We start from the raw sequence: 24,733 nt of genomic DNA on the forward strand, positions 1-24,733 counted from the left end.
CGCCGCTAGGGAGCCGTCGTGCTCGCGGCCCTGCCCGCCTTGCCGAGGGGGGTCCACTTCGCGGCGAGGTCCGGGTTCTCCTTGAGCCAGGCGCGTACCGCGTCCTGCTCCTTGCCCTTGCCCGTCGTCTGGATCTTGGCTTCAAGCTCCGTGAGCTGCTTCTCGGTCATCTTGAAGTTCTTGAGCCACTTGCCGACCTGCGGGTTGTCGGCGGCGAAGCCCTTGCGGGCCAGGGTGTGCACGCCGTCGCCCTTGCCCCAGGAGCCCTTGGGGTCCTTGAGCTTCTTCAGGTCGTAGGTGCTGTACGCCCAGTGCGGAGACCACAGCGTGGTGACGATGGGTTCCTTCTTGTCGTACGCGCGCTTCAGCTCGGCGAGCATGCCGGGCGTCGAGCCGTCGACGACCTTGTACTCGCCCTCGAGACCGTAGTCCTTCAGGACCTTGTCCTTGAGGATGCCCATCATTCCGGCGCTCGGCTCGATGCCGATGATCCGGCCCTTGAACTGACCCGACTTGCTCTTGAGGTCCTCGAGGGAGTCGATGCCCTTCATGTACGAGGGGACGGAGAGCTCCAGCGAGGTGGGGCCGTACCAGGAGCCCAGGTCCTCGAGCTTGTTCCGGTACTTCTTCCAGTACTGGGCGTGCGTGACCGGGAGCCAGGAATCGGTCTCCATGTCGACCTGGCCGCCGGCCAGACCGGTGTAGAGCGCTCCGGCCTCCAGCTGCTTGGTCTCCACCTCGAAGCCGCGCTTCTCCAGCAGCTCCTTCCAGAGGAAGGTGGAGGCGATGCCCTCGTCCCACGGGATGTATCCGATGGAGACCTTCTTGCCCTGGCCGACGTTGCCGGCGGCCGAGGCGTCGGCGGACTTGGCCCCGCCGAACAGGCTCATGCTGCCCGCGACGAGCGCGAGGATGACGACACCGGCGACCGCGACGACCGGCTGCGGACGGTAGCTCCAGATCTTCGGTCCGGCCGTCATCGACTTCGCCCTGGCGAGGGCGCGACGGCCGAGCGGCGAGACCTGACGGCCCAGCGCGCTCGTCATCCGGTCCAGGTACATCGCGAGGATGACGATGGAGATGCCCGCCTCGAAGCCGAGGCCGATGTCGACATTGCCGATGGCGCGGTAGACCGCGCCACCGAGACCGCCGCCGCCGACCATGCCGGCGATGACGACCATGGACAGGCCCAGCATGATCACCTGGTTGATGCCGGCCATGATCGTGGGCAGGGCGAGCGGGAGCTGGACGCGCAGCAGGGTGTTGCGCGGCGTGGTACCGAAGGCCTCGGCGGCCTCGACGAGCTCCTCGTCGACCTGCCGGATGCCGAGCTCGGTCATCCGTACACCGGGCGGCAGGGCGAAGACGATGGTGGCGATGATGCCGGGGACCACGCCGACGCCGAAGAAGATGATGCCGGGGATCAGGTAGACCATCGCCGGCATGGTCTGCATGAAGTCCAGGACCGGCCGGGTGACGGCACTGACGGACTTGGAGCGCGAGGCCCAGATACCGAGCGGTACGGCGATCGCCAGGGTGACGATCGTGGCGACGAGCACCAGGGAGAGGGTCGACATCGCGTCGTCCCACAGTTCGATGGAGTCGATCAGCGCGAAGCCGGCGAAGGCCAGCACGCCGCCGAGCAGACCCCGCAGCCACCAGGCGAGGACGGCGAGGATGCCCGCGAAGAGCAGCGGCTGGGGCGCCGAGAGCGCCGCGTCGATGCCGTCGTACATACCGGTGACGACCGACGTGATGGCGTCGAACAGCCAGGAGAGATGGGACTGGAGCCAGTTGACACCGGCGTCGACCCAGTCGCCGAGGTGGAGCCTAGGCACTGGCCACCTCCTTGGTCACGCCCCGCTGCGGGACCTGTCGCTGTCCCGCGTCCTGCGGCGGAATCGCTGCCGGGGTCATCGGCTCGCCGAGGACAGCGAGCAGCCGGGCGCGCGGTACGACGCCGATCAGCTCCCCCTCGTCGTCGATGACGGCTACGGCGACGCCGCTGGTGGAGCAGGGGGTGAACAGCTCGATGATCGGTGTGTCGGCCGTGACCGTGGCGGGCGCCGCGGCGAGCACGTCCTTGGCGTTGCGCAGCTCCTTGCCGCTGTCCGTCTTGCGGCCGAACGACGTCTGCGGATCGGCCATGATCGCACCGGCGGTCAGCACCCGCGAGCGGTCGACGTCCTGGGTGAAGGAGGCGACATAGTCGTTGGCCGGGGTGACGAGGATGTCCTCGGCGGTGCCGAGCTGAACGATCCTGCCGTCCCGCATCACCGCGATCCGGTCGCCGAGGCGCATGGCCTCGTTGAGGTCGTGAGTGATGAAGACGATCGTCTTCTTGAGCCTTTTCTGCAGCTCGAGGAGCTGGTCCTGCATATCGCGGCGGATCAGCGGGTCGAGCGCGCTGAAGGACTCGTCCATCAGCAGCAGATCGGCGTCGGTGGCGAGCGCGCGGGCCAGGCCCACGCGCTGCTGCATACCGCCGGAGAGCTCGTCGGGCCAGGAGTTCTCCCAGCCGGCGAGCCCGGCAAGCTCCAGGGCCTCGGCGGCGCGCTTGTCGCGCTCGGCGCGCCGGACGCCCTGCACCTCGAGGCCGTAGCCGGCGTTCTCCAGCACGCTTCGGTGCGGGAAGAGCGCGAAGTGCTGGAACACCATGCTGATCTTGGCCGAGCGTACGGAGCGCAGCTCCCGAGGGCTCAGGGCGGTCAGGTCCTCGCCGTCGAAGAGCACGCGTCCGGCAGTGGGCTCCAGCAGTCCGTTCAGCATGCGCAGCAGCGTGGACTTGCCGGACCCGGACAGACCCATGACGACGAATATCTGACCCGGCTCGACGGCGAACGATGCGTCGATCACCGCCGCGGTCGTTCCGTCGGCGCGCAGCTCGTCGCGGTCGCTGCCGCTTTCGAGCTTGCGTACCGCTTCATCGGGTCGTCTGCCGAACACTTTGTACAAGTGCTCGGCTTGCAGCCTGGACACATACACCTCACGCGTAGAACCGAAAACGGCTCGCCAACCCCCGCAGGCGAGCCGTGGAACAGGACGGGTTCTGCCCGCTTGCCCGTGACATGTGCCGGTCTTCTTGATCCAAAACCGTGCCAGGGGGTCCGCTCCGGGTCCCCGCCTGCCCTGGCCCTTTCGGGCCAAACGCAACAGTGACCCACCTCACCCGGGCGGTGCGGGGGGGCAGCTACAGGCGGTGCGAATGGTCGCTGTCGGCGGCGAGCGGGTGGCTGTCAGTGGGGTGCGGCATCATCAGTGTTGTGACGCGACGCCTGATGCTCCTCGACACCGCTTCCCTGTACTTCCGGGCCTATTTCGGGGTCCCCGATTCGGTACGGGCCCCCGACGGCACTCCGGTCAACGCCGTGCGGGGACTGCTCGATTTCATCGCCCGGCTGGTCCAGGACCACCGCCCCGACGACCTCGTGGCCTGCTGGGACAACGACTGGCGGCCGCACTGGCGGGTCGAGCTGATTCCTTCGTACAAGGCGCACCGCGTCGCCGTCGAGACGGAGACGGGGCCGGACGAGGAAGAGACCCCGGACACCCTCGCGCCCCAGGTTCCGGTGATTGCGGACGTGCTCGACGCGCTCGGCATCGCCCGTGTCGGCGTGGACGGGTACGAGGCGGACGACATCATCGGCACGCTCACGGGGCGCGCCACCGGGCCCGTCGACATCGTCACCGGCGACCGCGACCTCTTCCAGCTGGTCGACGACGCCCGTGGCCGGTGCGTGCTGTATCCGCTGAAGGGCGTCGGGACGCTGCAGGTCACGGACGAGGCCTGGCTGCGCGAGAAGTACGGCGTCGACGGACCCGGCTACGTCGACCTGGCGCTGCTGCGCGGCGACCCGAGCGACGGGCTGCCGGGGGTGCCCGGGATCGGCGAGAAGACCGCGGCCAAGCTGCTGGACTCGTTCGGCGACCTGGCCGGGATCATGGCCGCCGTCGACGATCCGCTCGCCAGGCTGACACCTTCGCAGCGCAAGCGGCTCGACGAGGCGCGGGACTATGTCGCGGTCGCGCCCAAGGTGGTACGAGTGGCCTCGGACGTACCGCTGCCGGACTTCGACCCCGCACTGCCCTCCGAGCCGCGGGATCCGGCGTCGCTGGACGAGCTCGCGGCCCAGTGGGGGCTCGGTGGCGCACTCAAGCGTTTGCTGTCCACACTCCAGGACTGAGGTGTTAACTTAGGCAAGCCTAAGCACTGCACGAGTTCAGGGAGACCGCCGTGGCAGAACGACCGGCCCGCAAGGCAACGAAGGCCCATGAGGCGCAGGTGGTGCGCGCGGAGCGGATCACGCCGCACATGGTGCGCGTCGTACTGGGCGGTGAGGGGCTTGCCGGGTTCGCCATCGACGAATACACCGACCACTACATCAAGCTGCTGTTCGCGCCCGAGGGTGTGACGTATCCGGAGCCGTTCGACATCGAGCGGATCCGCGAGGAGTTCCCGCGCGATCAGTGGCCCACCAACCGCACATACACGGTACGGAGCTGGGACCCGGCCCAGCGTGAGCTGACGGTCGACTTCGTGGTCCACGGCGACGAGGGCCTGGCCGGGCCGTGGGCGGCCCGGGCCCGGGTGGGCGAGACGATGCGCTTCCTCGGACCGGGCGGCGGCTATGCCCCGGCTCCGGCGGCGGACTGGCATCTGCTGGTGGGCGACGAGAGCGCGCTGCCGGCGATCGCCGCGTCGATGGAGGCGATGCCGGCGGACGCTCGGGTCCATGCCTTCGTCGAGGTCGACGGCCCCGGGGACGAGCAGAAGGTGGCCACGCCGGACGGAGTCGAGATCAACTGGCTGCACCGAGGTGCCCGGCCGGTCGGCGAGGCACTGGTCGCGGCGGTCACCACGCTGGAGTTCCCGGCGGGCGACGTCTGCGCGTTCGTGCACGGCGAGGCGGCGTTCGTACGGGAGCTGCGGCGCCATCTTCGGCTGGACCGGCAGATTCCGCGCGAGCAGCTGTCGATCTCGGGGTACTGGCGACTGGGCCAGAACGACGAGGCGTGGCGCGCGGCGAAGCGCGAATGGAACGATCAGGTGGAACGGGAGCAGGAGACGGCTGCCTGACGCAGGCGCCGCCCGGCCCTCGACCGCGGATGCGGCCGGGGGCGTTTTCGTCCCTGGGGCAGAGGGATCGCGGTCGGACCTGGCCGGCGCGCGGCCGAGGGATCCCGCTTCCTACGACAGGGCCCCTTTGCCCTCGCTCCGGCCTCCGCCCTCGCGGCCCGGCCGTGCCGAGACTTCCACGTGTGCGAGCCGGCGCAGCGAGACCAGCACCGCGTCACCCCAGCACCGTACCGATCACCGCGCTCTCCACCAGGTCGCCGAGGCCCGCCCGGCGCGCCCGACATACGCGAGGTCCGCCCGCGCCACCTGTTCCGCCGCGGACGCGTAGTCGTCCAGCCCTTCGATGAAGGCTCCGTGCCCGGTGCCCCACACGGTCCAGCGCGGCCGGCGCAGCCGCGAGCGCCTCGACGGCCGGGGTGCCGTCGTCCACCCGCCGGCCGCGCCGCGCGATCAGCTCCCGGACCTCCTCGCGCGCCCCCTCCGGCTCCGCGTCCGGCTCGCTGTCGGCGTACCGCGGGACGATGGGGGTCCGTGGCCGCGCCCAGCATCTTGTGCAGGACCGGCCGGGGTCGTCGATCGCCGCGAGGACCTCCGCGATCGCGGCCACCTTCAGCCCGCCCACATCGAGCAGCGCGCGGATCAGTCGCGGTCTGCGCTCGTGCGCGTCGTCGTAGCCCGCCTGGTTCGGGCTGCTCAGCTGCCCGGCGGGGAGCAGGCCCTCACGGACGTAGTACTTGATCGTCGGCACCGGGACCCCGGTCCTGCGACTCAACTCTCCTCTGCGCACCGCGCGTTCGCCTCTTCGCTCTTGCCACCCACGGCCCTCATCATAGATAGTTTCACTATCGGATAGCAGATAGTTGCGCTATCTACTTGGGGAATCCGACGGAGGGGATACCTATGTCTTCATGGCGTTCGTGGCACCGGCCACTCATGGTCTTCGCCGCTTCGATGGCGGTGACATTCGCAGTGTCCGGCGTGGGCATGGTCGTCGACGACCGTGTCCTAGTGGGCTCGCCGATCTGGTTCAAGCCCCTCAAGTTCTCGGCCTCACTGATGATCTACGCGCTGACCCTGGCCTGGATGCTCTCGCTGGCCGGCCGCGGCCGCCGGGTGGGCTGGTGGGCCGGCACCGTTGTCGCGCTGACCGGCGCGATCGAGATGGCGATCATCACCGGGCAGGTGATCCGCGGCAAGCGCAGCCACTTCAACTTCGAAACCGCCTTCGACGGGATGCTGTTCAACATCATGGGGGCGACCATCGTCACCCTCTGGATCAGCTCTCTGATCATCGTGATCCTGCTGTTCCGCTCGCCGATGGCCGATCGCGCGGCCGCCTGGGCGATGCGGCTCGGCGCGGCCGTCGCACTCGTGGGCGCCGCCCTGGGAAATCTGATGACACAGGCAACGCCCGAGCAGGAGGCGGCCGGTGGCCGCAGCGTCGCCCAGGTGGTCGGCTCCCACAGCGTCGGAGTACCGGAAGGCGGTCCCGCCATGCCGCTCACCGGCTGGTCGACCACCGGCGGCGATCTGCGCATCCCGCACTTCGTCGGTATGCACGCCCTTCAACTGATCCCGCTCTTCCTGCTCGGGCTCATCGTCCTGGCCCCGCGTTTCGCCCGGCTGCGGGACGAGCGCGTACGGCTGCGGCTCGTACTGGTCGCCTCGGGCACGTATGCGGCCGTGCTCGCCCTCGTCACCTGGCAGGCGCTGCGCGGACAGCCGCTGATCCACCCGGACGGTGCGACGCTCGGCGCCGCGGCCCTGATCGTCGTCGCCGCCGCACTGGGGGCGCTCGTATCGCTGCGGAGCACAACTCCCGTACAGAACACCGCGGATGACACCGAGAAGGAGCTTGTGGCATGACCGGAGCGCTCTTTGAAATCACTTTCTGGCTGGCCGCCCCGTTCTGGCTGCTGATGATCTTCGCGCCCACCTGGCGGCCGACCGCGCGGCTGGCCGCGTCGCCCTGGACGATCTCGGGTGTCCTGGTCATCTATGCCGTCATGGCGGTGCCGGTCTTCCCGGAGCTCTGGACCGCGGTGAGCAGCCCCGATATCGACACCTTCCGGGAGCTGACGGTACGGGCCAACGGCGCCGGCGCTCTCTGGGCGCAGGTCATCGCCTGGGATCTGCTCATCGGCCAGTGGATGTTCCTCGAGGCGCGGCGACTCGGTATCCGGCCCCTGGTGATGGGGCCGCTGCTGGCGCTGACCATCCTGCTCTCGCCGTTCGCCCTGCCCGTCTTCCTGGTGCTGCGCGCGGTGAAGGCCCGGGCCGCGACCACAGCCACGGACCGTGCCGTACACCCACTCTCGTACTGAGGCCTGTCCGAGGCCGTCGTCGGCCCCCGGTGTGCGGGACCGGATCCCGCGTCGCCGTCGGCGCCGGCGGCGACGCGGAGGGGCGGATTGACTCAGGCCCTCGGCTGGGTGAAACGGATGCTGTTGCCGAAGGGGTCGCGGAGGCCGCAGTCGGTTCCGTACGGACGATCGGTGGGTTCCTCGGTGAACTCGACGCCCCGGCCCAGCAGCGTCTCGTACGTCTTGCGGCAGTCGTCCGTGCTGAAGATGAGCGAGCCGCCCGTCGCGCCCTTCGTCACCAGCTCGCGGACCTGCTGCGCCGTCTCCTCGGACATCGCCGGAGGACCCGGCTTCTCCAGCAGGATCTGACGCTCCGGGTGACCGGGGATGCTGACGGTCAGCCAGCGCATGAAGCCCAGGTCGACGTCGGCATTGACCTCCAGGCCCAGCTTGCCGACGTAGAAGTCGAGGGCTTCGTCCTGGTCGAGGACGTAAATCTGTGAGTGCGTGATGGCGTTGAACATGTCCATCACGCTACTGGGCAGGCCGGACGAAAACTTATCCAGAACTGCTCGGTCGTAGGGACGCCACGGGGGTACGGACGGTCAGGCGCTCGGCCGCGTCCACGCCATCGTGAAGCACGTCGGTACGTCCGTGGCCGCCGCTTCCTTGCGGTACGTCCTCGGCGACCGGCCGACGATGTCGCGGAACGTCCGGCTGAACGTTCCCGGGCTGCCGAAGCCGACCTGGAAGCAGATGTCCGTCACACTGCGGTCGGTCTCCCGCAGCAGGAACATCGCACGCTCGACACGACGGCGCTGCAGGTAGCGGTGCGGCGTCTCACCGAACGTGGCCCGGAAGGTGCGCGTGAAGTGCGCCGGTGACACATGGGCGATCCGGGCCAGGGCCGGGACGTCCAGCGGCTGCGCGTAGGCGCGGTCCATCGCGTCCCGTGCCCGAAGCATGCGGCGGTTGTTCTCCTCTGCGGCACGGCTCACGCCCCCATCACACCACGGTTCTCCGCCGCGACAGATCCGGTGGCCGATCCGCTCCGCCCCCTCCGGCGCAGGGCGGTGGACCACGACGGCGCGCGCCCAGCCGTACTGCCGTCCAGGACGTGTCCGGTGAGTCGGCCACGACCCACCGGACAGCCCCCGGAAGGCTCTAGACGGACTTCTGGTAGAGGCGGAAGGTGCGGGTCGACAGCCACACCGCCACCACGGTGAGGACGGCGAGCGCTCCCCCGCGGCTGAGTACATCCCCCCAGTCCGGATCGGCTGCCATCGCCGAACGGCCCGCCACCATCGCCCAGTTGGCCGGATTGAAGTCCGCGATGTGCCCCATCCAGGACGGCATCTGGGACGGGGCCATGAACGCCGAGGAGAGAAACGTCAGCGGCAGCAGCAGGAAGGTGTTGATGCCGATGATCGACTCACGCTCGCGCACCAGCATGCCGACGGCGTTGGAGAACGCACCGAAGACCGCACCCAGCAGTACCGAGGCGAGGACGAGGATCGCGATACCCCTCACGCCGCCGGGGTACTCCGCCCCGCCCGCCATACCCAGCAGCACGATGATGACGGACTGGACGGCGGTGCTGATGCCGTTCTGCGCCACATTGCCGTTCATCAGCGCGCCGCGGCCGACGGGAGTGGTCAGGAAGCGGTTCAGGGTGCCGCGCTCGATCTCCTCCAGGGTCCCCATCCCGGCCCACATGCTGGAGTTGAGCGCACTCATCACCACGATGCCGGGGACGAGATAGTCGAGATAGGTCATGGTGCCGAAGCCGCCCAGTTCCACGACCTTCTTGAAAAGATTGCCGAAGAGGAACAGCCAGATCGCCGGCTGGATCAGCATCATCAGCAGATACGCGGGCTGGCGGACCACGGCCACCAGCCGGCGCTGCGTCATGTACCAGGTCTGGGTGAGGGAGTCGGCGCTCATCGGGTGCCCCCCGCGGCGGCGAGTGCGGGCGCATCCTGAGCGTCGGCCGGTCCGGAGCCGGACTCGGCCTCGGAGAAGCGGCGTCCCGCGTACCGCAGATAGACGTCGTCGAGGGAGGGGCGTGCGACGGTGGCGGCGGCGACCGCGGCTCCCGTCCGCTCCAGCGCGGCCAGCAGCAGGGGCACGGCGGCCGCGCCGTCGTCGGCGCGCACGCTGACACGGCGGCCGTCGACGAGCACATCGTGGATCCCGGGCAGCGCGGCGATGGCCTCGCCGAGTACCGCACGGTCGCCGTCCGCCCGCAGCTCGAGGTGCACGGCATCGCCGCGCAGTTCGCCTTTGAGCTCGTCGGGTGTGCCTTCGACGACGACCCGGCCGCGGTCGACGATCGCGATCCGCCCGGCCAGCCGGTCGGCCTCCTCCAGATAGTGCGTGGTGAGGAGAATGGTCAGCCCTTCCTCTCCGGCGAGGCGGCTGATCTCCTCCCACATGGCCGTACGGGACTCGGGGTCGAGGCCGGTCGTCGGCTCGTCCAGAAAGAGCACCTCGGGCCGGTGGACCAGGCCGAGTGCCACGTCCAGACGTCGCTGCATCCCGCCGGAGTACCCCTTGACCTGGCGCTTCGCGGCACCTGTGAGGTCGAAGCGGGCCAGCAGTTCATCGACGCGCCGGCCGAGTGCGGCGCCTTTGAGCCCGTACAGCCTGCCCTGCAGCAGGAGGTTCTCGCGGCCGGTGGCAACGGGGTCCGCGCCGGACTTCTGGGCGACGACCCCGATGGCGCGGCGCACCCGGCCGGGGTGCCGCAGGACGTCGTGGCCGGCGACCACGGCGGTGCCGCTGTCGGGCCTGGCCAGGGTGGTGAGGATCTTGACGGTGGTGGACTTGCCGGCGCCGTTGGGGCCGAGCAGTCCGAAGACCGTGCCGGTCCGGACGGTCAGGTCCATGCCGCTGAGGGCGGTGACATCGCCGGGGTAGGTCTTGATCAGCTGCCGCGCCTCGACGGCGGGCGCACGGGTGCTCATGACGGAGCTCTCCTCGGGTGAGCGGTTCTCGGGTATGCCGAGCCGATCCGCGTGAAGAGCGCCGGGCTATCCTGGGTGTGCCGCACCTCGATCGCCCGGTCCGCCTCCACGGCGGCTCCGGTCCGGGGTTCGAGACCCCGGCGGGAGCTGCTCCAACAGCATCCGCCGGGGTCTTCTCTGTTTACGTCTGCGTGGGGCGGCCCTCGGCTCTCTCCTGAGGTTCCCTGAATTCCGGCGGCAGTTCACCGGTCTCGTGGAAGATCCGCCACCCCTCGACTCCCTCGTACGTGCCCTGCTCGACCTCATCGAGGAAGCCGCGGAGCCACTCCGCCTCCGCCTCGATCATGTGGAGCTGGTACTCGTTCTCCACGACGAAGATCCGCGGCAACGTGCCGTGGAGCATCTGCAGCGCGCCGCGAGCACTGGCGATCCGGACCTTCAGCGCCGCCAGTCGGTCCGCGAGCAGCGCCATGACCTCCTCCGGCGGCAGGATGCCCATGAGCGAGAGCGCGGTCTCGAACAACGGGTACTCACGGGCGGGTACGGCGAGCAGATCGGACAGCCACTCCGCCATCTCCGCGCGTCCGGCCTCGGTGATGCCGTAGAGGGTGCGCTCCGGCCGGTTGCCCTGCCGCTGCACATCGGTGACCTCGACCAGGCCGTGCTTCTCGAGGTTCTGCACAACGGTGTAGAGCGAGCCGAAGTTGACCTTGACGCTGTTCTCCTTGCCGCGCTGACGGATCGTCTGCGCGATCTCGTACGGATGCATGGTCTTCTCGGCCAGCAGCACCATGACCACAAGCGCCAGCGGGTTGCTGAGCCTGCGCCGTTTCGCCGCCATCCCGAACACCTCGTCTCCGAATACTCGTTGCCGAACATATCGCGAGTTCACACCGCAGTCAACCACGACATATCGCGAGAATCGGTGGTGCGGGCGTGACGCCAGGAACCCGCTGCGAACCCTGTACCAATCCGCCTGGCCATCGGCTCCGAATGCCTGATGAAATCTGTCCGTCCACTCATCCACACCGTGGAGGAAAGTGCGCGTGAAAGAAGCCGTACACATCGGCGGCCCGACCTCGGCGGGTCCCGATCTGCAGCAACTGCTCGGCCTGGTGGCCAGAGGCGACCAGGAGGCCTTCTCCCGTGTCTACGACAGTGTCAGCGGACCTGTACTCGGGCTGGTGCGCGCCGTGTTGCGCGACCCCGCCCAGTCGGAGGAGGTGACCCAGGAGGTGCTGATCGAGGTCTGGCGTACGGCAGCCCGCTTCCAGCCGTCCCGCGGGTCGGCCATGACCTGGATTCTCACGCTCGCCCACCGGCGCGCCGTGGACCGGGTCCGGTCGGCACAGTCCGCGAGCGACCGGGAGCGGCGAGCGGCGCTGCTCGAACGGACGCCGGCCTACGACGACGTCACCGAGCAGGTCGAGGCCCGCCTCGAACGCGAGCAGGTACGGCGCTGTCTGCGCAGCCTGACCGAGCTGCAGCGCCAATCGGTGACGCTCGCGTACTACCGGGGGCTCGCCTACCGGGAAGTGGCCGAACTGCTCTCCGTGCCGCTCGGCACGGTCAAGACACGACTGCGCGACGGGCTCATCCGGCTGCGCGACTGCCTGGGGGTGAGCGCATGACCACCGCTGATCTGCACACGCTGACCGGCGCCTATGTGCTGCACGCGCTGGCGCCCGACGAGCGTGCCGAGTTCGAGCGGCATCTGCAGATGTGTCCGGCCTGCGTGCAGGAAGTACAGGAACTGGCCGCCACGGTGGGGAAGCTGGGGCTCGCTGTGGCCGTGACGCCGCCGCCCGCGCTCAAGCAGCGGGTCATGCGGCAGGTCTCCGCGGAGCGCCAGGATCCGCCGCGGATCTCACGCCGGGCCCGCCCCGGCGCCAACCGCGGCCGGGCACTGTCCCGCTTCGCACTGGCGGCCTGTCTCGCCGCTGCCGCCGCCTTCGGCGGAGTGGCGGTCTGGCAGCACCAGGAGGCGCGGGACGCACACGACCTGGCGCAGCGCTCTCAGCAGCATGCCGAGGAGCTGGCCTCGGTGCTCGCCGCGCCGGACGCGAGGGTCGCCGCCGTGAAGCTCAAGGACGGGGCGACCGGCACGGTGGTCGTCTCACGCGACAGGAACAAGGCGGCCTTCCTCTCCGCCGGCCTGCCGAAGCCGCCGCAGGGCAAGGTCTACCAACTCTGGTTCAGCGACGGCGGAAAGATGCGTTCGGCGGGGCTCATGGACCCCGCGACCACCACCAACGCCGTCCTGATGGACGGACCGGTGAACACCGCCTCGGGCATGGGCATCACCGTCGAACCGGCGGGCGGCTCCCCCGAGCCGACCTCCGACCCCCTTGCCCTGACGAGCTTCCCCGCCTGAGGAAGGACGGCGCATGAGCGTTGCGGTCATGCTCTTCACCTCCGATCTACGGCTGCACGACCAGCCGGCGCTGCAAGCGGCACTGCGCGGCGCCGACGAGGTCGTACCGCTGTTCGTGCTGGATCCGGGCATCCGGAAAGCGGGCTTCGACGCGCCCAACCGCCGCGCCTTCCTCGCCGATTGCCTGGTCTCGCTCGATGCCGGGCTGCACGAACGCGGCGGGCGGCTGGTGATCCGTACCGGCCATGTCACCGAGCAGGTCTGCCGGGTCGTCGCCGAGACCGGGGCCCGCGCAGTGCATATCGCTGCCGGGGTCAGCGGCTATGCCGTACGCAGGGAGGATCAGCTGCGCAGTGCGCTGGCGGCGGTGCGCTGTGCCCTGCACGTCCATGACGGGGTGGTCACCGCGCTGCCGCCGGGGCGGGTCACGCCTGGTGGCCGCGACCATTTCGCGGTGTTCTCGGCGTACTTCCGCAGGTGGGAGGCGGCCGGGCTGCGCGGGGCCATGGCGGCGCCGCGGTCGTTGCGGGTCCCCGAGCTCGCCGGCCATCCGCTGCCGCGCCGCACCGCGGTGACCGGTGTGTCGCCCGGCCTCGCCAAGGGCGGGGAAATGGAAGGCCGTCGGCGGCTGAGCGCCTGGCTGGCCGACAAGAAGGCGGGCATCGCGGCGTACGCGGAGCGGCACGACGATCTGCCGGGCGATGCCACCTCCCGGCTCTCACCGCATCTGCACTTCGGCACCCTCTCCGCCACCGAACTCGTCCACCGGGCACGCCGCAAGGGCGGTCCTGGTGCGGACTCGTTCGTACGGCAGCTGGCCTGGCGGGACTTCCACCACCAGGTCCTGGCGGCCCGGCCCGAGGCGGCCCACGCCGACTACCGCACGCGCGGCGACCACTGGCGTACTGACGAGAAGGCGATCTCCGCCTGGAAGGACGGCCGCACCGGCTGCCCGATCGTGGACGCGGCGATGCGCCAGCTGCTGCACGAGGGCTGGATGCACAACCGCGGGCGGCTGCTGGCGGCGAGCTATCTCACCAAGACCCTGTACGTGGACTGGCGCATCGGCGCCCGCCACTTCCTGGATCTGCTGGTGGACGGCGACATCGCCAACAACCAGCTCAACTGGCAGTGGGTGGCGGGCACCGGGACCGACACCCGCCCCAACCGTGTCCTCAATCCGCTCGCTCAGGCGAAGCGCTTCGACCCGCAGGGCGACTACGTACGCCGCTGGGTCCCCGAGCTCGCTCAGCTGGCCGGGCCCGCGGTGCATCAACCGTGGAAACTCGACGGGCTGGACCGGGCCCGGCTCGACTATCCCGATCCGCTGGTGGAACCGGCGGAAGGGCGGGCGCGGTTCGAGCGGGCGCGCGGCCTGCACTGAGCGGAGGCCCTCCGAGTGGGACCCGCGCCCCCGGGTCCCGGGTCCCCGGGCTTCAGGCCTTCTTCGGCGGGCGCGGGAAGAAACCACTCGTACGGACGGCGTACTCGGCGAAGCCGGGGCGCCGCCCCAGCTGCCGTTCCCATACGGCCGTCAGCACGGTGACCAGGAGCCGCCGACCGTCGTCCCGGTGCCCCGCGGAGAGCGCGTACGAGACGAGGGCCACGGCCGTGGAGCCGATGCCCCACGCCACATCGACGGCGCGGTGCATGCCGGCCCGCAGGGCGACGGCGAAAGTGACGAGCATGACGGCGAGAGCGACGGCCGCGGCGAAGCCGAGGCCGTGCGCGAACGCCGCCCACGGAAAGCCGTTCACCGGGGCCTCACGCCGTCCCCTCCTTCGTCAGCAGCATGTGCTGCACATCCAGATAGCCGGAGCGGAAGCCCGCCTCGGAGTAGGCGAGATAGAAGGTCCACATCCGGCGGAAGGTCTCGTCGAAACCGAGGGCGCCGACGGCGGCGGCTCGTTGGGCGAAGCGCTCGCGCCACAGCCGCAGTGTCTCGGCGTAGTGCGGACCGAAGCCGTCCCGCGCGGCCACCCGCAGTCCGGTGCAGCCGGTGACGACCTGCTCGATCGCCTCGGTCGAGGGCAGCAGCCCGCCGGGGAAGATGTATTTCTGGATCCAGGTGAAGGTGGTGCGGGAGGCGAGCAGCCGCTCGTGCGGCATAGTGATCGACTGAAGGGCGATTCGCCCGCCGGGCGCGAGCAGCCGGTCCAGCGTCATGAAGTACTCCGGCCAGAACTCCTCGCCGCCGGCCTCGACCATCTCCACACTGACGATCGCGTCGTAGCGGCCGAGCACCTTGCGGTAGTCACGCAGCAGGACAGTCACCCGGTCCGCCAGTCCCGCCTCGTGGACGCGTCGCCGTGCCAGCTCCTGCTGCTCGCCGGAGAGGGTCACGGTCAGCACGCGGGCGCCGCGCTGTGCCGCCCGGATCGCCAACTCGCCCCAGCCTGTGCCGATTTCCAGCAGCTGGGTGCCCGATCCGACCTGCGCCAGGTCGAGCAGCCGGTCGATCTTGCGGTACTGAGCGGCGGGCAGCAGATTCTGTTCGGCGGGGAAACCGCGGAAGAGAGCGGAGGAGTACGACATGGTCCGGTCGAGGAAGAGCGCGAAGAGCTCGTTCGGCAGGTCGTAGTGGTGGCCGATGTTGGCGCGGGAACCCTCGGAGCTGTTGCGGTGCTCGGCCGGCCGCGTGGGCGCCCAGGCTCCGCGCAGCCGCTGGAGCGGCTCGGGGATCAGGGTCGCCACGTGCTCGGCGAGGACGGTCAGTACGCCGACGAGGTCACGGGCCTCCCATTCGCCCGCCATGTACGACTCGCCGAAGCCGATGAGTCCGCCCGCGCCGATACGGCGGAAGAAGGCCTGCGGGTCGTGCACCTCCATGAAGGGCCCGCCCAGGCCGATCGGCTCACCGCCCGCGAGGCGGACCCGCAGCGGCAGCCTGCCGAGCGCGCGCAGGACGAGCCGTTCGGCGGCGGCGGTACGCAGCCGGGAGGTCCGGGGCAGCCGGGCCACATCGGGCCAGCTCCGCGCGTCGACCGACGCGACTCTCGATGGTGCCGGGGACATGGTCACGCTCACTTCACACCCTCCTGGGACACATGGCGGGGACGGGGTTGTACGGGCAGTCCGCGCAGAAACAGGCGGACGCCGTGGAACCGGATGCCGGCGGATACGGCAAGGGTGGAGAGGGGGTTGCGCAGGGCGGCACGGAGCAGGCGCGTGCCGTCGCCGGTCGGCGCGCTGTTCTCCAGCAGTCGGCGGGCCCGGCGGTGGAAGGCCGGGACCTCGGTGAGCATCCGCAGGTAGCGGCCGCGCAGGGCGTTGCGGGGCTGGGCCAGGAGTCCGGAGAGGCCGCGGGCCCCCGCGTACTCGAGTCCGCAGCCCTCGCACCGTACCGACATGCTCATCTCCGACTCCTTTGTGACCACGCCGAGTTCGGCGGAGAGACGCAGCAGATGCGGATAGGTGCGCTCGTTGTGGACGATGAATCCGGAGTCGACGCGGTGGAGGCGCCCGTCGGACGACGGGACGTCGTGGGTGTGGGCATGCCCGCCGAGCCGGTCGTCCGCCTCGTACAGCGACACCGCGTGCGAGCGCTGCAGTACGTACGCGGCGGTCAGCCCCGCAACTCCGCCGCCGACCACGGCCGTCCGCCGCCCTTCCGCTGTCATTCCCGCTCCCTCCGGGCCGGCTCGCTCCGGCGCCGCCCTCCACCGGTCATTCGGCGCGGTGGGGGCGTTGGATTGGTCGGCGGAGAGATCTTTCGGCGGACGGCGCACGGGGAGTTCGGGCGGACGGCATGCGGAGTACGGCGTGAGGACTTGGGCCCCGTGCGGACATGGACATGTGACACCGGCGAAACAGCCTCTCCCTAATTTCTGTCACCTGACCGGAATAACAACCGGAATGAGCGACAGGGGCTGCCATGACCGCGACCGCACCCACCGACGTACGGCCCGACCCTCCGGAGAACGACCGGGGCGGCGACGCGGCCGCGCTGGCCGGCTTCGGCTACCGGCAGGAGCTGCACCGCAGCATGGGGCGGTACGCCTCCTTCGCCGCCGGGTTCTCCTTCATCTCCGTCCTCACCACGGTCTTCCAGTTCTTCGCCTTCGGCTTCTCCTTCGGCGGCGCGGCCTTCTTCTGGACCTGGCCCGCTGTGCTGGCCGGGCAGCTGCTGGTCGCGGCCTGCTTCGCCGAACTCGCCGCCCGCTACCCGCTGTCGGGCGCCATCTACCAGTGGTCGACGCGGCTCAGCACTCCGTCCTTCGGCTGGTTCGCGGGCTGGATCATGGTCATCGGCCAGATCGTCGTGGTCGCCGCAGCAGCCCTGGCACTCCAGGTCGCGCTCCCCGCGATCTGGTCCGGCTTCCAGTTGTTCGGCGGCGATCCGTCGCCCGTGACGAAGTCGGGTGCCGCGAACGCCGCGCTGCTGGCGGTCGTACTCCTGGCCCTGACCACCGCCGTCAACCTCCTCGACAACCGCGTCATGTCCGCCGTCAACCGCGTCGGTGTGACCGCGGAGATCATCGGGGCGGTGCTGATCGTGGTGCTGCTCCTGACCCATTCCGAGCGCGGCGCGGGCGTCACCCTGCACACCGGCGGCCAGGGCGGAGCGATCGGCGCGCTTCTTGTCGGCTCCTTCACCGCGGCGTACGTCCTCATCGGCTTCGACAGCGCCGGCGAACTCAGCGAGGAAACGCGCAGCCCCCGCAGTACCGCCCCGCGCACGATCCTTCTCGCGCTCGCCTCCGCCGGTGTCCTCGGCGGACTGCTGCTGCTCGGCGGGGTGCTCGCCGCGCCGAGTCTGACCGACGGGCGCCTCGCGACCGAGGGACTCTCCTACGTCCTCACGAGCAGCCTCGGCGACGGCGTGGGCAAGGCCTTGCTCATCGATGTGGTGATCGCCATCGCGGTGGCCACGCTGGCCATCCAGACGGCGGGCTCCCGGATGCTCTTCTCCATGGCGCGCGACGGTGTGCTGCCCTTCTCGGCCCGCCTCGCGAAGGTCTCCGCGCGCACCGGAATGCCCGCCGTCCCCGCCCTGGTCGTCGGCGCGGCGGCAGCGGCGCTGGTCCTGCTCAACCTGGTCTCGCCGGAGGCCTTCCTCGCCATCGGCACGACCTGCATCGCCATGCTGTATCTGGCCTACGCGATGGTGACGGGCCCGATGCTGGTACGCAGGCTGCGCGGCGAATGGTCCCCTGGTCCGGGGGCCGGCGAGGTGGACGAGTCGGGCCGCCCGCTGTTCTCACTCGGCCGCTGGGGCCTGCCGGTGAACATCGTGGCGCTGGCGTACGGCCTGTTCATGACGGTGAACCTGGCCTGGCCGCGGGCGGCGGTGTACGACCCGTCGGGCGGGCACTGGTACTTCCAGTGGTTCACGGCGCTGTTCCTGCTGGTCACAGTAGGGCTCGGCGCTCTCTGGAGGGCTATGAGGGCACAACGGGGGCAATCGGCACCGGAAGTGGCACCTGCGGCGGCGCACCCCTAGCCAACTCGTGCCGCGTCCGCCGTAGTGTCCTTGACGGTCGGCCGGGGCCCGGGGTCCTTGTCGTGCGTGATACCCGGCTTCGAATGACCGAACCGCACCCGGACGGCCTCGACGCTCGAGCGATTGCGCGCATATGAGCGGCGCTCAGGGCGAATCCGGTGTGGAGGCCGGCCCGCTGCGGGGCTGCCGGCCCGGCGCGCGCCTCAGAGCGCGCCGGTCCCGATCCGCTTCCTGCGCGGAAAATCGGCGTCGTCCTCGGCCAGCGGAAGCGGCCGGTGCCCCTCCGTGTGGTCGTTGACCCAGCCACACACTCCGCATGCATAGCGCCCGTCGAGACCGGACACGCGGGTACCGCACTGTCTGCACTCGGTCTCGGTGATCTCCGGGGCGATGAGAGCCTCGGGATCGGGTAGCGGCTCGAAGTCCGGCAGCCAGTTGGTCATGACCGCAGGCTACAGCCGGCCCCGCGCGGGGGCGGATGCGGCGTGCTGGATGCCGGCGGGTGCGACGGCGGGTGGGGCCGCGAGGCGGGGAACGGCTTGGAGTCGTGACGCGCCGCCCGAGAGCACCGGGACGAGCCCGCTACCGGCTGCAGGGGGCGCAGAGCGGCTCACAGAGCTGAGCGGGGTTTGAACACAGGCCCGCGCCCGACATCACGCCCCGGCGATCCGCAGTGCCGCATCCGCCGTCGCCTCCGCGAACACCCCCACCGCACGACGCGGATCCGACCTGTGCACCAGGATCACGCCCTCGATCAGCCCGAACACCAGGTCCGTACGGAGCTGCAGCTCGTCCTTGTCCAGCTCGGCCCCCGCCGCCGTCGCCCCCAGCAGCTGACCGTAAGCGTCCTTCAAATCCTCCCGTACCCGGTGGAAGCCCGCGAATCGCTCGCTCCGCACCTCCGGCAGCAGATACAGCGCGCCCAGGTTGTGCGGTCCGCCGCACAGCAGCTCCACGTCCGAGCGGCACAGCTCCCACAGGCGCTTCTCGGCCGGGCGCCCGTCGTCCGCGAGCAGTTCACGTGCCAGGGTCAGTGACGGTGTCACCGTCGACTCGAGGAGCTCCGCGAGCAGGTCCTCCTTGCCCCCGAAGTAGTGGTACATCGTCGCCTGGCGCATCCCCGCGCTCTCCGCGACCACTCGCGTCGTGGTCGCCGCGTAGCCGTGCGTCGTGAACAACTCGGCCGCCGCGGCCAGCAGTTCGCCTCGGGCGGACAGCCCGCGGTCCGGCCGCTGCTCCGCGCGCGGCCGCCCGACCCGTCGTCCTGTGGTGGTGCCCATGCAGCCGATCGTCGCACACCCTCCGATCACCGACCGCACATCCCTTCGACCAAGATCCCGGTGAGCGTTCCGTAACCGACGGGCAACGGACGGGCAATGGCCCCGACTCCCCCTGCGCCTAATTTCTGTCGCGCGACAGAAATGACCGCCGAGCCGGAGGAGGTCCGCCGCCATGGCGACCGCGACGACATACGGGGCCCGCGACCACGCCCGCGCACAGGACGGCGCCCGCGCCGAGGCCATGCCGGTCGTGCCCGCGACCGACTGGCCCGCCCCGCCCTGCGAGGCCGGGCATCTGGTGTGGGCCGAGACCGTGGCGGGCGGCAACTACACCCACCGGGTGTTCGCCCGCGGCACCGAGCTGCGGCTCACGGACCCCCACGGGGACGCCTGCGCGCACGTGCTGCTCTTCGTGGACGGACGACCGTGGGAGCGTCTCAACACAGCCGACACCGTCAAGGTCCAGTGGAACGCCTACCTCCGCGCCGGGCAGCTGCTTCTCTCCGACCAGGGCCGCGTACTCGCCACGCTCGTCGCGGACACGGCGGGCCGGCACGACGCCCTGTGCGGCACCTCCACGCTCGTACGCAACACAGAGCGGTACGGGGACGGCGCACCCCAGTCCGCGTCCCCCGCAGGCCGCGAGCTATTGAAGCTTGCCGCGCTCAAGAACGGCCTGGAGCCACGCGATCTGCCGCCTTCGCTCTCCTTCTTCCAGGGCGTGGAGGTACGGGACGACGGCGCCCTCGACTTCACCGGCTCGGCCGGCCCCGGAGCCTCCGTGACGCTCCGCGCCGAGCAGGACGTGACCGTGCTGATCGCGAACGTCCCGCATCCACTGGACCCCCGCCCCGGGTACACCAGCACGGCGCTGGAGGTGCTGGCCTGGCGCGCCGCGCCCACCGCGCCCGGCGATCCGCTGTGGGAGGCCACACCGGAGGGACGCCGCGCCTTCGCCAACACCATTGATTTCCTTGCCTCGAGGGGACTCGCATGAGCGCGACCACCGTCGTACCCGCCCGCGCCGCCTGGTCCGCCGTCGTCCGCGCCGACGAACAGCTGACCATCACCGATCTGCACGGCAATCAGGCCGTCGACTTCCTGGTGTACGACGCCCAGGACACCGCCGTCCGTTACAGCGCCGCCGATACCGTCCACGCCCAGGGGAACATCTTCCTCACCACCGGGAGCGTGCTGTTGTCGAACGAGCACACCCCGCTGATGACCGTCACCGAGGACACCTGCGGACGGCACGACACAGTCGGCGGCGCCTGCTCCAAGGAGTCCAACACCCTGCGCTACGGCCACCACACCTGGTCGCAACACGCCTGCGTCGACAACTTCCTCGCGGAGGGCGCGCCTTACGGTCTGGGCAAGCGCGATCTGGTCTCCAACATCAACTGGTACATGAACGTCCCGGTCGAGAAGGACGGCACGCTCGGCATCGTCGACGGCATCTCCTCGCCGGGCCTGCGCGTCACCCTGCACGCCGAGACCGATGTTCTGGTCCTCGTCTCCAACTGCCCTCAGATCAACAACCCGTGCAACGGCTTCGAGCCGACCGCAGTCGAGATGACGATCAGCGAGGCCGCCGTATGACCGCGTTCGGCACACTGCTGGTCGCCAATCGGGGCGAGATCGCCGTCCGCATCATCCGCACCGCCCGCCGCCTCGGGCTGCGTACGGTCGCCGTGTTCTCCGACCCCGATCGCGCGGCACCCCATGTCCGGCTCGCCGACGAGGCGGTACGGCTCGGCCCCGCACCCGCCAAGGAGTCGTACCTCGACGCCGATCTCGTGCTCAAGGCCGCGAAGGACACGGGCGCGGGCGCCATCCACCCCGGCTACGGTTTCCTCTCCGAGGACGCGGATTTCGCGCGCCGCTGCGAGGACGCCGGACTCGTCTTCGCCGGGCCGACCCCCGGGCAGCTGGAACTTTTCGGCGCGAAGCACACCGCGCGGGCGGCCGCCGAGGCCGCGGGCGTGCCACTCGCCCCCGGCACCGGACTGCTGCCCGACCTGCCCACCGCGCTGGCGGCGGCAGACCGCATCGGCTACCCGGTGATGCTCAAGGCGACGGGCGGCGGTGGCGGCATCGGCATGCGGGCCGTGCACGACGCCGAGGGCCTGGCCGACGCGTGGGAGCGGGTGCAGCGCGTGGCCGCGGCCTCCTTCTCCTCGGCCGGCGTCTTCCTGGAGCGCCTGGTCGAGCACGCCCGCCATGTCGAGGTGCAGGTATTCGGCGACGGCGAGGGCCGGGTGGTCACCTTCGGCGACCGCGACTGCTCGCTCCAGCGCCGCAATCAGAAGGTGCTGGAGGAGGCCCCGGCGCCCGGCCTGCCCACTGCCGTACGCAGACAACTGACCTCCTCGGCACGGGAGCTGTGCGCAAGCGTCGGTTACCGCTCGGCCGGCACGGTCGAGTTCGTGTACGACGCGGTCCGCGAGGAGGCCTACTTCCTGGAGGTCAACACCCGCCTTCAGGTGGAGCATCCGGTGACCGAGGAGATCTATGGCGTCGATCTCGTCGAGTGGATGCTGCGGCTCGCGCAGGGCGAGACCGCCGTCGTGCGCGAGCCGGGCGCACCGCGCGGGCACGCCGTCGAGGCCCGCGTGTACGCCGAGGACCCGAGCCGCGACCACCGCCCCGGCGCGGGCCTGCTGACCCGGGTGTCCTTCCCCACGGACGTACGTGTCGACTCCTGGGTCGAGACAGGGACGGAGGTGACGACGGCGTACGACCCGATGCTGGCGAAAGTCGTGGCGTACGGCGCCGACCGCGCCGAAGCCTTCGACCGGCTGGACGCCGCGCTGGCCGCGACCCGAGTCGACGGCATCGAGACCAATCTGGGCCTGGTGCGGGCCGCGCTCGCCGACGCGTCCGTACGGGCCGCCGCACACACCACCGCGACGCTGGCGACCATCAGCGACCCGACGCCGCGTATCGAGGTCATGGCAGCGGGAACCCTCACCACCGTCCAGGACTGGCCGGGCCGCACCGGTTACTGGCGGGTCGGCGTGCCGCCGTCGGGGCCGATGGACGATCGCTCGTTCCGCCTCGGCAACCGCGCGCTCGGCAACGACGAGGGCGCACCAGGACTGGAGTGCACGCTGCAGGGCCCGACGCTGCGGTTCACGCACGCGACGACGGTCTGCGTCGCGGGCGCGCCCGCGCCGGTGACGGTCGACGGCGCACCGGTCCGCCAGTGGGAGCCGTTCACCGTCCCCGCGGGTTCCTCGCTGGCCGTCGGCACCCCCGACGGCCACGGCCTGCGCACCTGCATCCTGTTCGCGGGCGGTCTGGACGTACCGGACTTCCTGGGCAGCGCGGCCACGTTCACGCTGGGCCGGTTCGGCGGCCACGGCGGCCGGGCGCTGCGTACGGGCGATGTGCTCCACGGCGGCACGGCGGCGGCGTGCGGCACGCCCGTCCCGCACGCCGACCGCCCCGCTTACCCGAACATCTGGCACATCGCGGTGACCGAAGGACCGCACGCCGCACCGGAGTTCTTCACCGAGGAGGACATCCATGACTTCTACGCCGCCGGGTGGAAGGTCCACTTCAACTCCGCGCGCACGGGCGTACGGCTGATCGGCCCGAAGCCGCGGTGGGCGCGGACGGACGGCGGAGAAGCAGGACTGCACCCGTCCAACATCCACGACACGCCGTACTCGGTCGGCGCGGTCGACTACACCGGAGACATGCCCGTGCTGCTGGGCCCGGACGGCCCCTCGCTCGGCGGCTTCGTCTGCCCGGCGACGATTCTGAAGGCCGAGCGCTGGAAACTGGGCCAGCTGCGGCCGGGGGACACGGTCAGGTTCGTCCCGGTGACGGTCGAGGGCGAGGAGCGCGAGGCCATCGTCGACGGCGGGATCCTCGGGCAGGGCGAGTCGGTCACCTACCGCCGCAGCGGGGACGACAATCTGCTGGTCGAGTACGGGGAGATGCAGCTGGATCTCGCCCTGCGGATGCGGGTGCACGCGCTGGCCGAGGCGGTGGCGGCGGAGGGGCTGCCGGGCGTCGTGGATCTGACGCCGGGCATCCGCTCGCTCCAGATCCAGATCGACCCCGAGACCCTCTCCCAGGCGGCCCTCCTCTCGGTCCTGACCCGCCTCGAGTCCGAACTCCCGCCCGCGGACGCCCTGGTGGTGCCGTCGCGGACTGTCCACCTCCCCCTGTCCTGGGACGACCCGGCGACACGGGAGGCGATCGCCCGCTACACGGCCGGGGTACGGGACGACGCTCCATGGTGCCCGTGGAACATCGAGTTCATCCGCCGCGTCAACGGCCTCGATTCGGTGGACGACGTCCACCGCACGGTCTTCGACGCGGAATATCTCGTACTCGGCCTGGGCGACGTCTACTTGGGGGCGCCGGTCGCCACGCCGCTGGACCCCCGCCACCGGCTGGTCACCACGAAGTACAACCCGGCCCGGACCTGGACGGCGGAGAACTCGGTCGGAATCGGCGGCGCGTATCTGTGCGTCTACGGCATGGAGGGGCCGGGCGGCTATCAGTTCGTGGGCCGGACGACCCAGGTGTGGTCGCGCTGGCAGGAACAGCCGTGGCTGCTGCGCTTCTTCGACCGGATCAAGTGGTACGCGGTCGAGGCGGACGAACTCCTCGAACTCCGCGCGGACATGGCGGCGGGCCGTTTCACGCCCCGTATCGAGGAGGGAACGTTCTCGCTGGCCGAGTACCGGCGATTCCTCGACGAGAACGCGGAGTCGATCGCGGCCTTCCGGGCCCGCCAGTCGAGGGCGTTCGGGGCGGAGCGCGACGCGTGGGAGGCGGCTGGGGAGTTCGCCCGCGCGGACTCGGGGACGGCGGCGGGGCCGGGGCCGGCTGCCGTCCCGGAACTGGACATCCCGCCGGGCGGCCGGGTGGTGGAGGCCGAATTCGCGGCCTCGGTCTGGCAGCTGAACGCCGAGCCGGGCACGGAGGTGTCGGCGGGCCAGCCGCTGCTCACCCTGGAGGCGATGAAGATGGAATCCCGCGTCCACGCCCCGTCGGCGGGCCGGATCACCCGCTTCCTGGTCACCCCCGGCACCCAGGTGGAGGCGGGCACGCCGCTGTTGATCCTGACGCCGGTGGGGGAATGAGATGGAGTGCGGGGGCTTGCGGGGAGGCGTGCCTGGGGGTGCGGGGTACCTTGCGGGGTGCGGGTTTTGGGCGCTTGGGCGTGTCCGGTCTTGGGCCGGTGGCCGTCCGGGGTCCGCTCCGGGGCTCGTGTCCGGGACTGCTTTCCTCACCGCGCTTCGCGCGAGTTGCGACGCTTTACGTCCCGGAC

General features: G+C 70.5%; 22 protein-coding genes and 3 pseudogenes. 11 read left to right on the top strand and 14 right to left on the bottom strand.

Going from position 1 to position 24,733, the window contains the following annotated elements; translation table 11 throughout:
• Positions 1–5: 5 nt before the first annotated feature.
• Positions 6–1,838 (bottom strand): ABC transporter permease/substrate binding protein, encoded by a 1,833-nt coding sequence (locus ACWDZ6_RS24070; protein WP_451504458.1) that lies wholly within the window; start codon positions 1,836–1,838, stop codon positions 6–8.
• Positions 1,831–2,979: a quaternary amine ABC transporter ATP-binding protein gene (locus tag ACWDZ6_RS24075; protein WP_451504459.1), complete on the bottom strand. Its 1,149-nt coding sequence runs from the start codon at positions 2,977–2,979 to the stop codon at positions 1,831–1,833. Before ACWDZ6_RS24075 ends, ACWDZ6_RS24070 begins: the two co-directional genes overlap by 8 nt.
• Before the next feature lie 299 nt (positions 2,980–3,278).
• Between ACWDZ6_RS24075 and ACWDZ6_RS24080 the strand changes: the two genes are divergently transcribed.
• Together ACWDZ6_RS24080 and ACWDZ6_RS24085 are read left to right on the top strand one after the other, a co-directional pair.
• Positions 3,279–4,184 carry a 5'-3' exonuclease gene (locus ACWDZ6_RS24080; protein ID WP_451504476.1) on the top strand — a complete coding sequence of 302 codons (906 nt, stop codon included), beginning with the start codon at positions 3,279–3,281 and terminating at the stop codon, positions 4,182–4,184.
• Between the two features lie 50 nt (positions 4,185–4,234).
• Positions 4,235–5,077 (top strand): siderophore-interacting protein, encoded by an 843-nt coding sequence (locus ACWDZ6_RS24085; RefSeq protein ID WP_451504460.1) that lies wholly within the window; start codon positions 4,235–4,237, stop codon positions 5,075–5,077.
• 214 nt (positions 5,078–5,291) lie between these two features.
• On the opposite strand, the gene ACWDZ6_RS24090 is transcribed toward ACWDZ6_RS24085, so the two are convergent.
• Complete coding sequence (locus ACWDZ6_RS24090) at positions 5,292–5,825, bottom strand: MerR family transcriptional regulator (protein WP_451504461.1); 534 nt, start codon at positions 5,823–5,825, stop codon at positions 5,292–5,294.
• A 152-nt stretch (positions 5,826–5,977) separates the two neighbouring features.
• On the opposite strand from ACWDZ6_RS24090, the gene ACWDZ6_RS24095 reads away from it, so the two are divergent.
• Complete coding sequence (locus ACWDZ6_RS24095; protein ID WP_451504462.1) at positions 5,978–6,943, top strand: hypothetical protein; 966 nt, start codon at positions 5,978–5,980, stop codon at positions 6,941–6,943.
• The gene (locus tag ACWDZ6_RS24100; protein ID WP_451504463.1) at positions 6,940–7,401 is read left to right on the top strand and encodes an ABA4-like family protein; all 462 of its coding nucleotides are present in this window, start codon (positions 6,940–6,942) and stop codon (positions 7,399–7,401) included. Before ACWDZ6_RS24095 ends, ACWDZ6_RS24100 begins: the two co-directional genes overlap by 4 nt.
• A 92-nt stretch (positions 7,402–7,493) precedes the next feature.
• Here ACWDZ6_RS24100 and ACWDZ6_RS24105 read toward each other — a convergent pair whose 3' ends face one another.
• The 5 genes from ACWDZ6_RS24105 to ACWDZ6_RS24125 form a co-directional block, all read right to left on the bottom strand.
• The gene (locus ACWDZ6_RS24105; protein ID WP_351458718.1) at positions 7,494–7,904 is read right to left on the bottom strand and encodes a VOC family protein; all 411 of its coding nucleotides are present in this window, start codon (positions 7,902–7,904) and stop codon (positions 7,494–7,496) included.
• Between the two features lie 81 nt (positions 7,905–7,985).
• Positions 7,986–8,378, bottom strand: coding sequence for a helix-turn-helix domain-containing protein (locus tag ACWDZ6_RS24110; protein ID WP_451504464.1), 393 nt, complete (start codon positions 8,376–8,378; stop codon positions 7,986–7,988).
• A gap of 166 nt (positions 8,379–8,544) precedes the next feature.
• Positions 8,545–9,324, bottom strand: coding sequence for an ABC transporter permease (locus tag ACWDZ6_RS24115; RefSeq protein WP_451504465.1), 780 nt, complete (start codon positions 9,322–9,324; stop codon positions 8,545–8,547).
• Entirely contained in the window at positions 9,321–10,346 is a 1,026-nt protein-coding gene (locus ACWDZ6_RS24120; protein WP_451504466.1) for an ATP-binding cassette domain-containing protein, read from the bottom strand. Before ACWDZ6_RS24120 ends, ACWDZ6_RS24115 begins: the two co-directional genes overlap by 4 nt.
• Positions 10,347–10,527: 181 nt before the next feature.
• The gene (locus tag ACWDZ6_RS24125) at positions 10,528–11,187 is read right to left on the bottom strand and encodes a PadR family transcriptional regulator (RefSeq protein ID WP_389187053.1); all 660 of its coding nucleotides are present in this window, start codon (positions 11,185–11,187) and stop codon (positions 10,528–10,530) included.
• Positions 11,188–11,392: 205 nt separating this feature from the next.
• Between ACWDZ6_RS24125 and ACWDZ6_RS24130 the strand changes: the two genes are divergently transcribed.
• The 3 genes from ACWDZ6_RS24130 to ACWDZ6_RS24140 are packed head-to-tail and all read left to right on the top strand — an operon-like array spanning position 11,393 to position 14,104.
• Complete coding sequence (locus tag ACWDZ6_RS24130; protein ID WP_326648725.1) at positions 11,393–11,977, top strand: sigma-70 family RNA polymerase sigma factor; 585 nt, start codon at positions 11,393–11,395, stop codon at positions 11,975–11,977.
• Positions 11,974–12,720 carry an anti-sigma factor gene (locus ACWDZ6_RS24135; protein ID WP_451504467.1) on the top strand — a complete coding sequence of 249 codons (747 nt, stop codon included), beginning with the start codon at positions 11,974–11,976 and terminating at the stop codon, positions 12,718–12,720. The genes ACWDZ6_RS24130 and ACWDZ6_RS24135 overlap by 4 nt, the downstream gene beginning before the upstream one ends.
• A gap of 13 nt (positions 12,721–12,733) precedes the next feature.
• Positions 12,734–14,104 carry a cryptochrome/photolyase family protein gene (locus ACWDZ6_RS24140; protein WP_451504468.1) on the top strand — a complete coding sequence of 457 codons (1,371 nt, stop codon included), beginning with the start codon at positions 12,734–12,736 and terminating at the stop codon, positions 14,102–14,104.
• Between the two features lie 118 nt (positions 14,105–14,222).
• On the opposite strand, the pseudogene ACWDZ6_RS24145 reads toward ACWDZ6_RS24140, so the two are convergent.
• The 4 genes and pseudogenes from ACWDZ6_RS24145 to ACWDZ6_RS24160 all read right to left on the bottom strand — a co-directional run.
• Positions 14,223–14,477: pseudogene (locus ACWDZ6_RS24145) on the bottom strand (DUF1295 domain-containing protein); the annotation flags it as partial.
• A gap of 7 nt (positions 14,478–14,484) precedes the next feature.
• On the bottom strand, positions 14,485–15,735 hold the full coding sequence (locus ACWDZ6_RS24150) for a class I SAM-dependent methyltransferase (protein ID WP_451504477.1): 1,251 nt from the start codon (positions 15,733–15,735) through the stop codon (positions 14,485–14,487).
• Between the two features lie 8 nt (positions 15,736–15,743).
• Positions 15,744–15,916, bottom strand: a pseudogene (locus ACWDZ6_RS24155) (DUF1365 family protein); the annotation flags it as partial.
• Positions 15,888–16,340 (bottom strand): annotated as a pseudogene (locus tag ACWDZ6_RS24160) (FAD-dependent oxidoreductase); the annotation flags it as partial. The pseudogenes ACWDZ6_RS24155 and ACWDZ6_RS24160, both read right to left, overlap by 29 nt.
• Positions 16,341–16,594: 254 nt before the next feature.
• On the opposite strand from ACWDZ6_RS24160, the gene ACWDZ6_RS24165 reads away from it, so the two are divergent.
• Positions 16,595–18,163, top strand: coding sequence for an amino acid permease (locus ACWDZ6_RS24165; RefSeq protein WP_451504469.1), 1,569 nt, complete (start codon positions 16,595–16,597; stop codon positions 18,161–18,163).
• A 203-nt stretch (positions 18,164–18,366) separates the two neighbouring features.
• Here ACWDZ6_RS24165 and ACWDZ6_RS24170 read toward each other — a convergent pair whose 3' ends face one another.
• Both ACWDZ6_RS24170 and ACWDZ6_RS24175 read right to left on the bottom strand, forming a co-directional pair.
• Entirely contained in the window at positions 18,367–18,606 is a 240-nt protein-coding gene (locus ACWDZ6_RS24170) for a hypothetical protein (protein WP_389187065.1), read from the bottom strand.
• Positions 18,607–18,816: 210 nt separating this feature from the next.
• A complete protein-coding gene (locus ACWDZ6_RS24175) occupies positions 18,817–19,443 on the bottom strand; it encodes a TetR/AcrR family transcriptional regulator (RefSeq protein ID WP_389187068.1) in 627 nt (208 codons plus the stop codon).
• A 172-nt stretch (positions 19,444–19,615) separates the two neighbouring features.
• On the opposite strand from ACWDZ6_RS24175, the gene ACWDZ6_RS24180 reads away from it, so the two are divergent.
• From ACWDZ6_RS24180 to ACWDZ6_RS24190, 3 genes are read left to right on the top strand one after another with little or no spacing between them, the layout of a single operon-like run.
• A complete protein-coding gene (locus tag ACWDZ6_RS24180; RefSeq protein ID WP_451504470.1) occupies positions 19,616–20,440 on the top strand; it encodes an urea amidolyase associated protein UAAP1 in 825 nt (274 codons plus the stop codon).
• On the top strand, positions 20,437–21,042 hold the full coding sequence (locus tag ACWDZ6_RS24185; RefSeq protein WP_451504471.1) for an urea amidolyase associated protein UAAP2: 606 nt from the start codon (positions 20,437–20,439) through the stop codon (positions 21,040–21,042). The genes ACWDZ6_RS24180 and ACWDZ6_RS24185 overlap by 4 nt, the downstream gene beginning before the upstream one ends.
• Positions 21,039–24,545 carry a 5-oxoprolinase/urea amidolyase family protein gene (locus ACWDZ6_RS24190; RefSeq protein ID WP_451504472.1) on the top strand — a complete coding sequence of 1,169 codons (3,507 nt, stop codon included), beginning with the start codon at positions 21,039–21,041 and terminating at the stop codon, positions 24,543–24,545. The genes ACWDZ6_RS24185 and ACWDZ6_RS24190 overlap by 4 nt, the downstream gene beginning before the upstream one ends.
• The last annotated feature ends 188 nt before the right edge of the window (positions 24,546–24,733 follow it).

It is taken from the genome of Streptomyces sp. NPDC002926 (assembly GCF_053591755.1).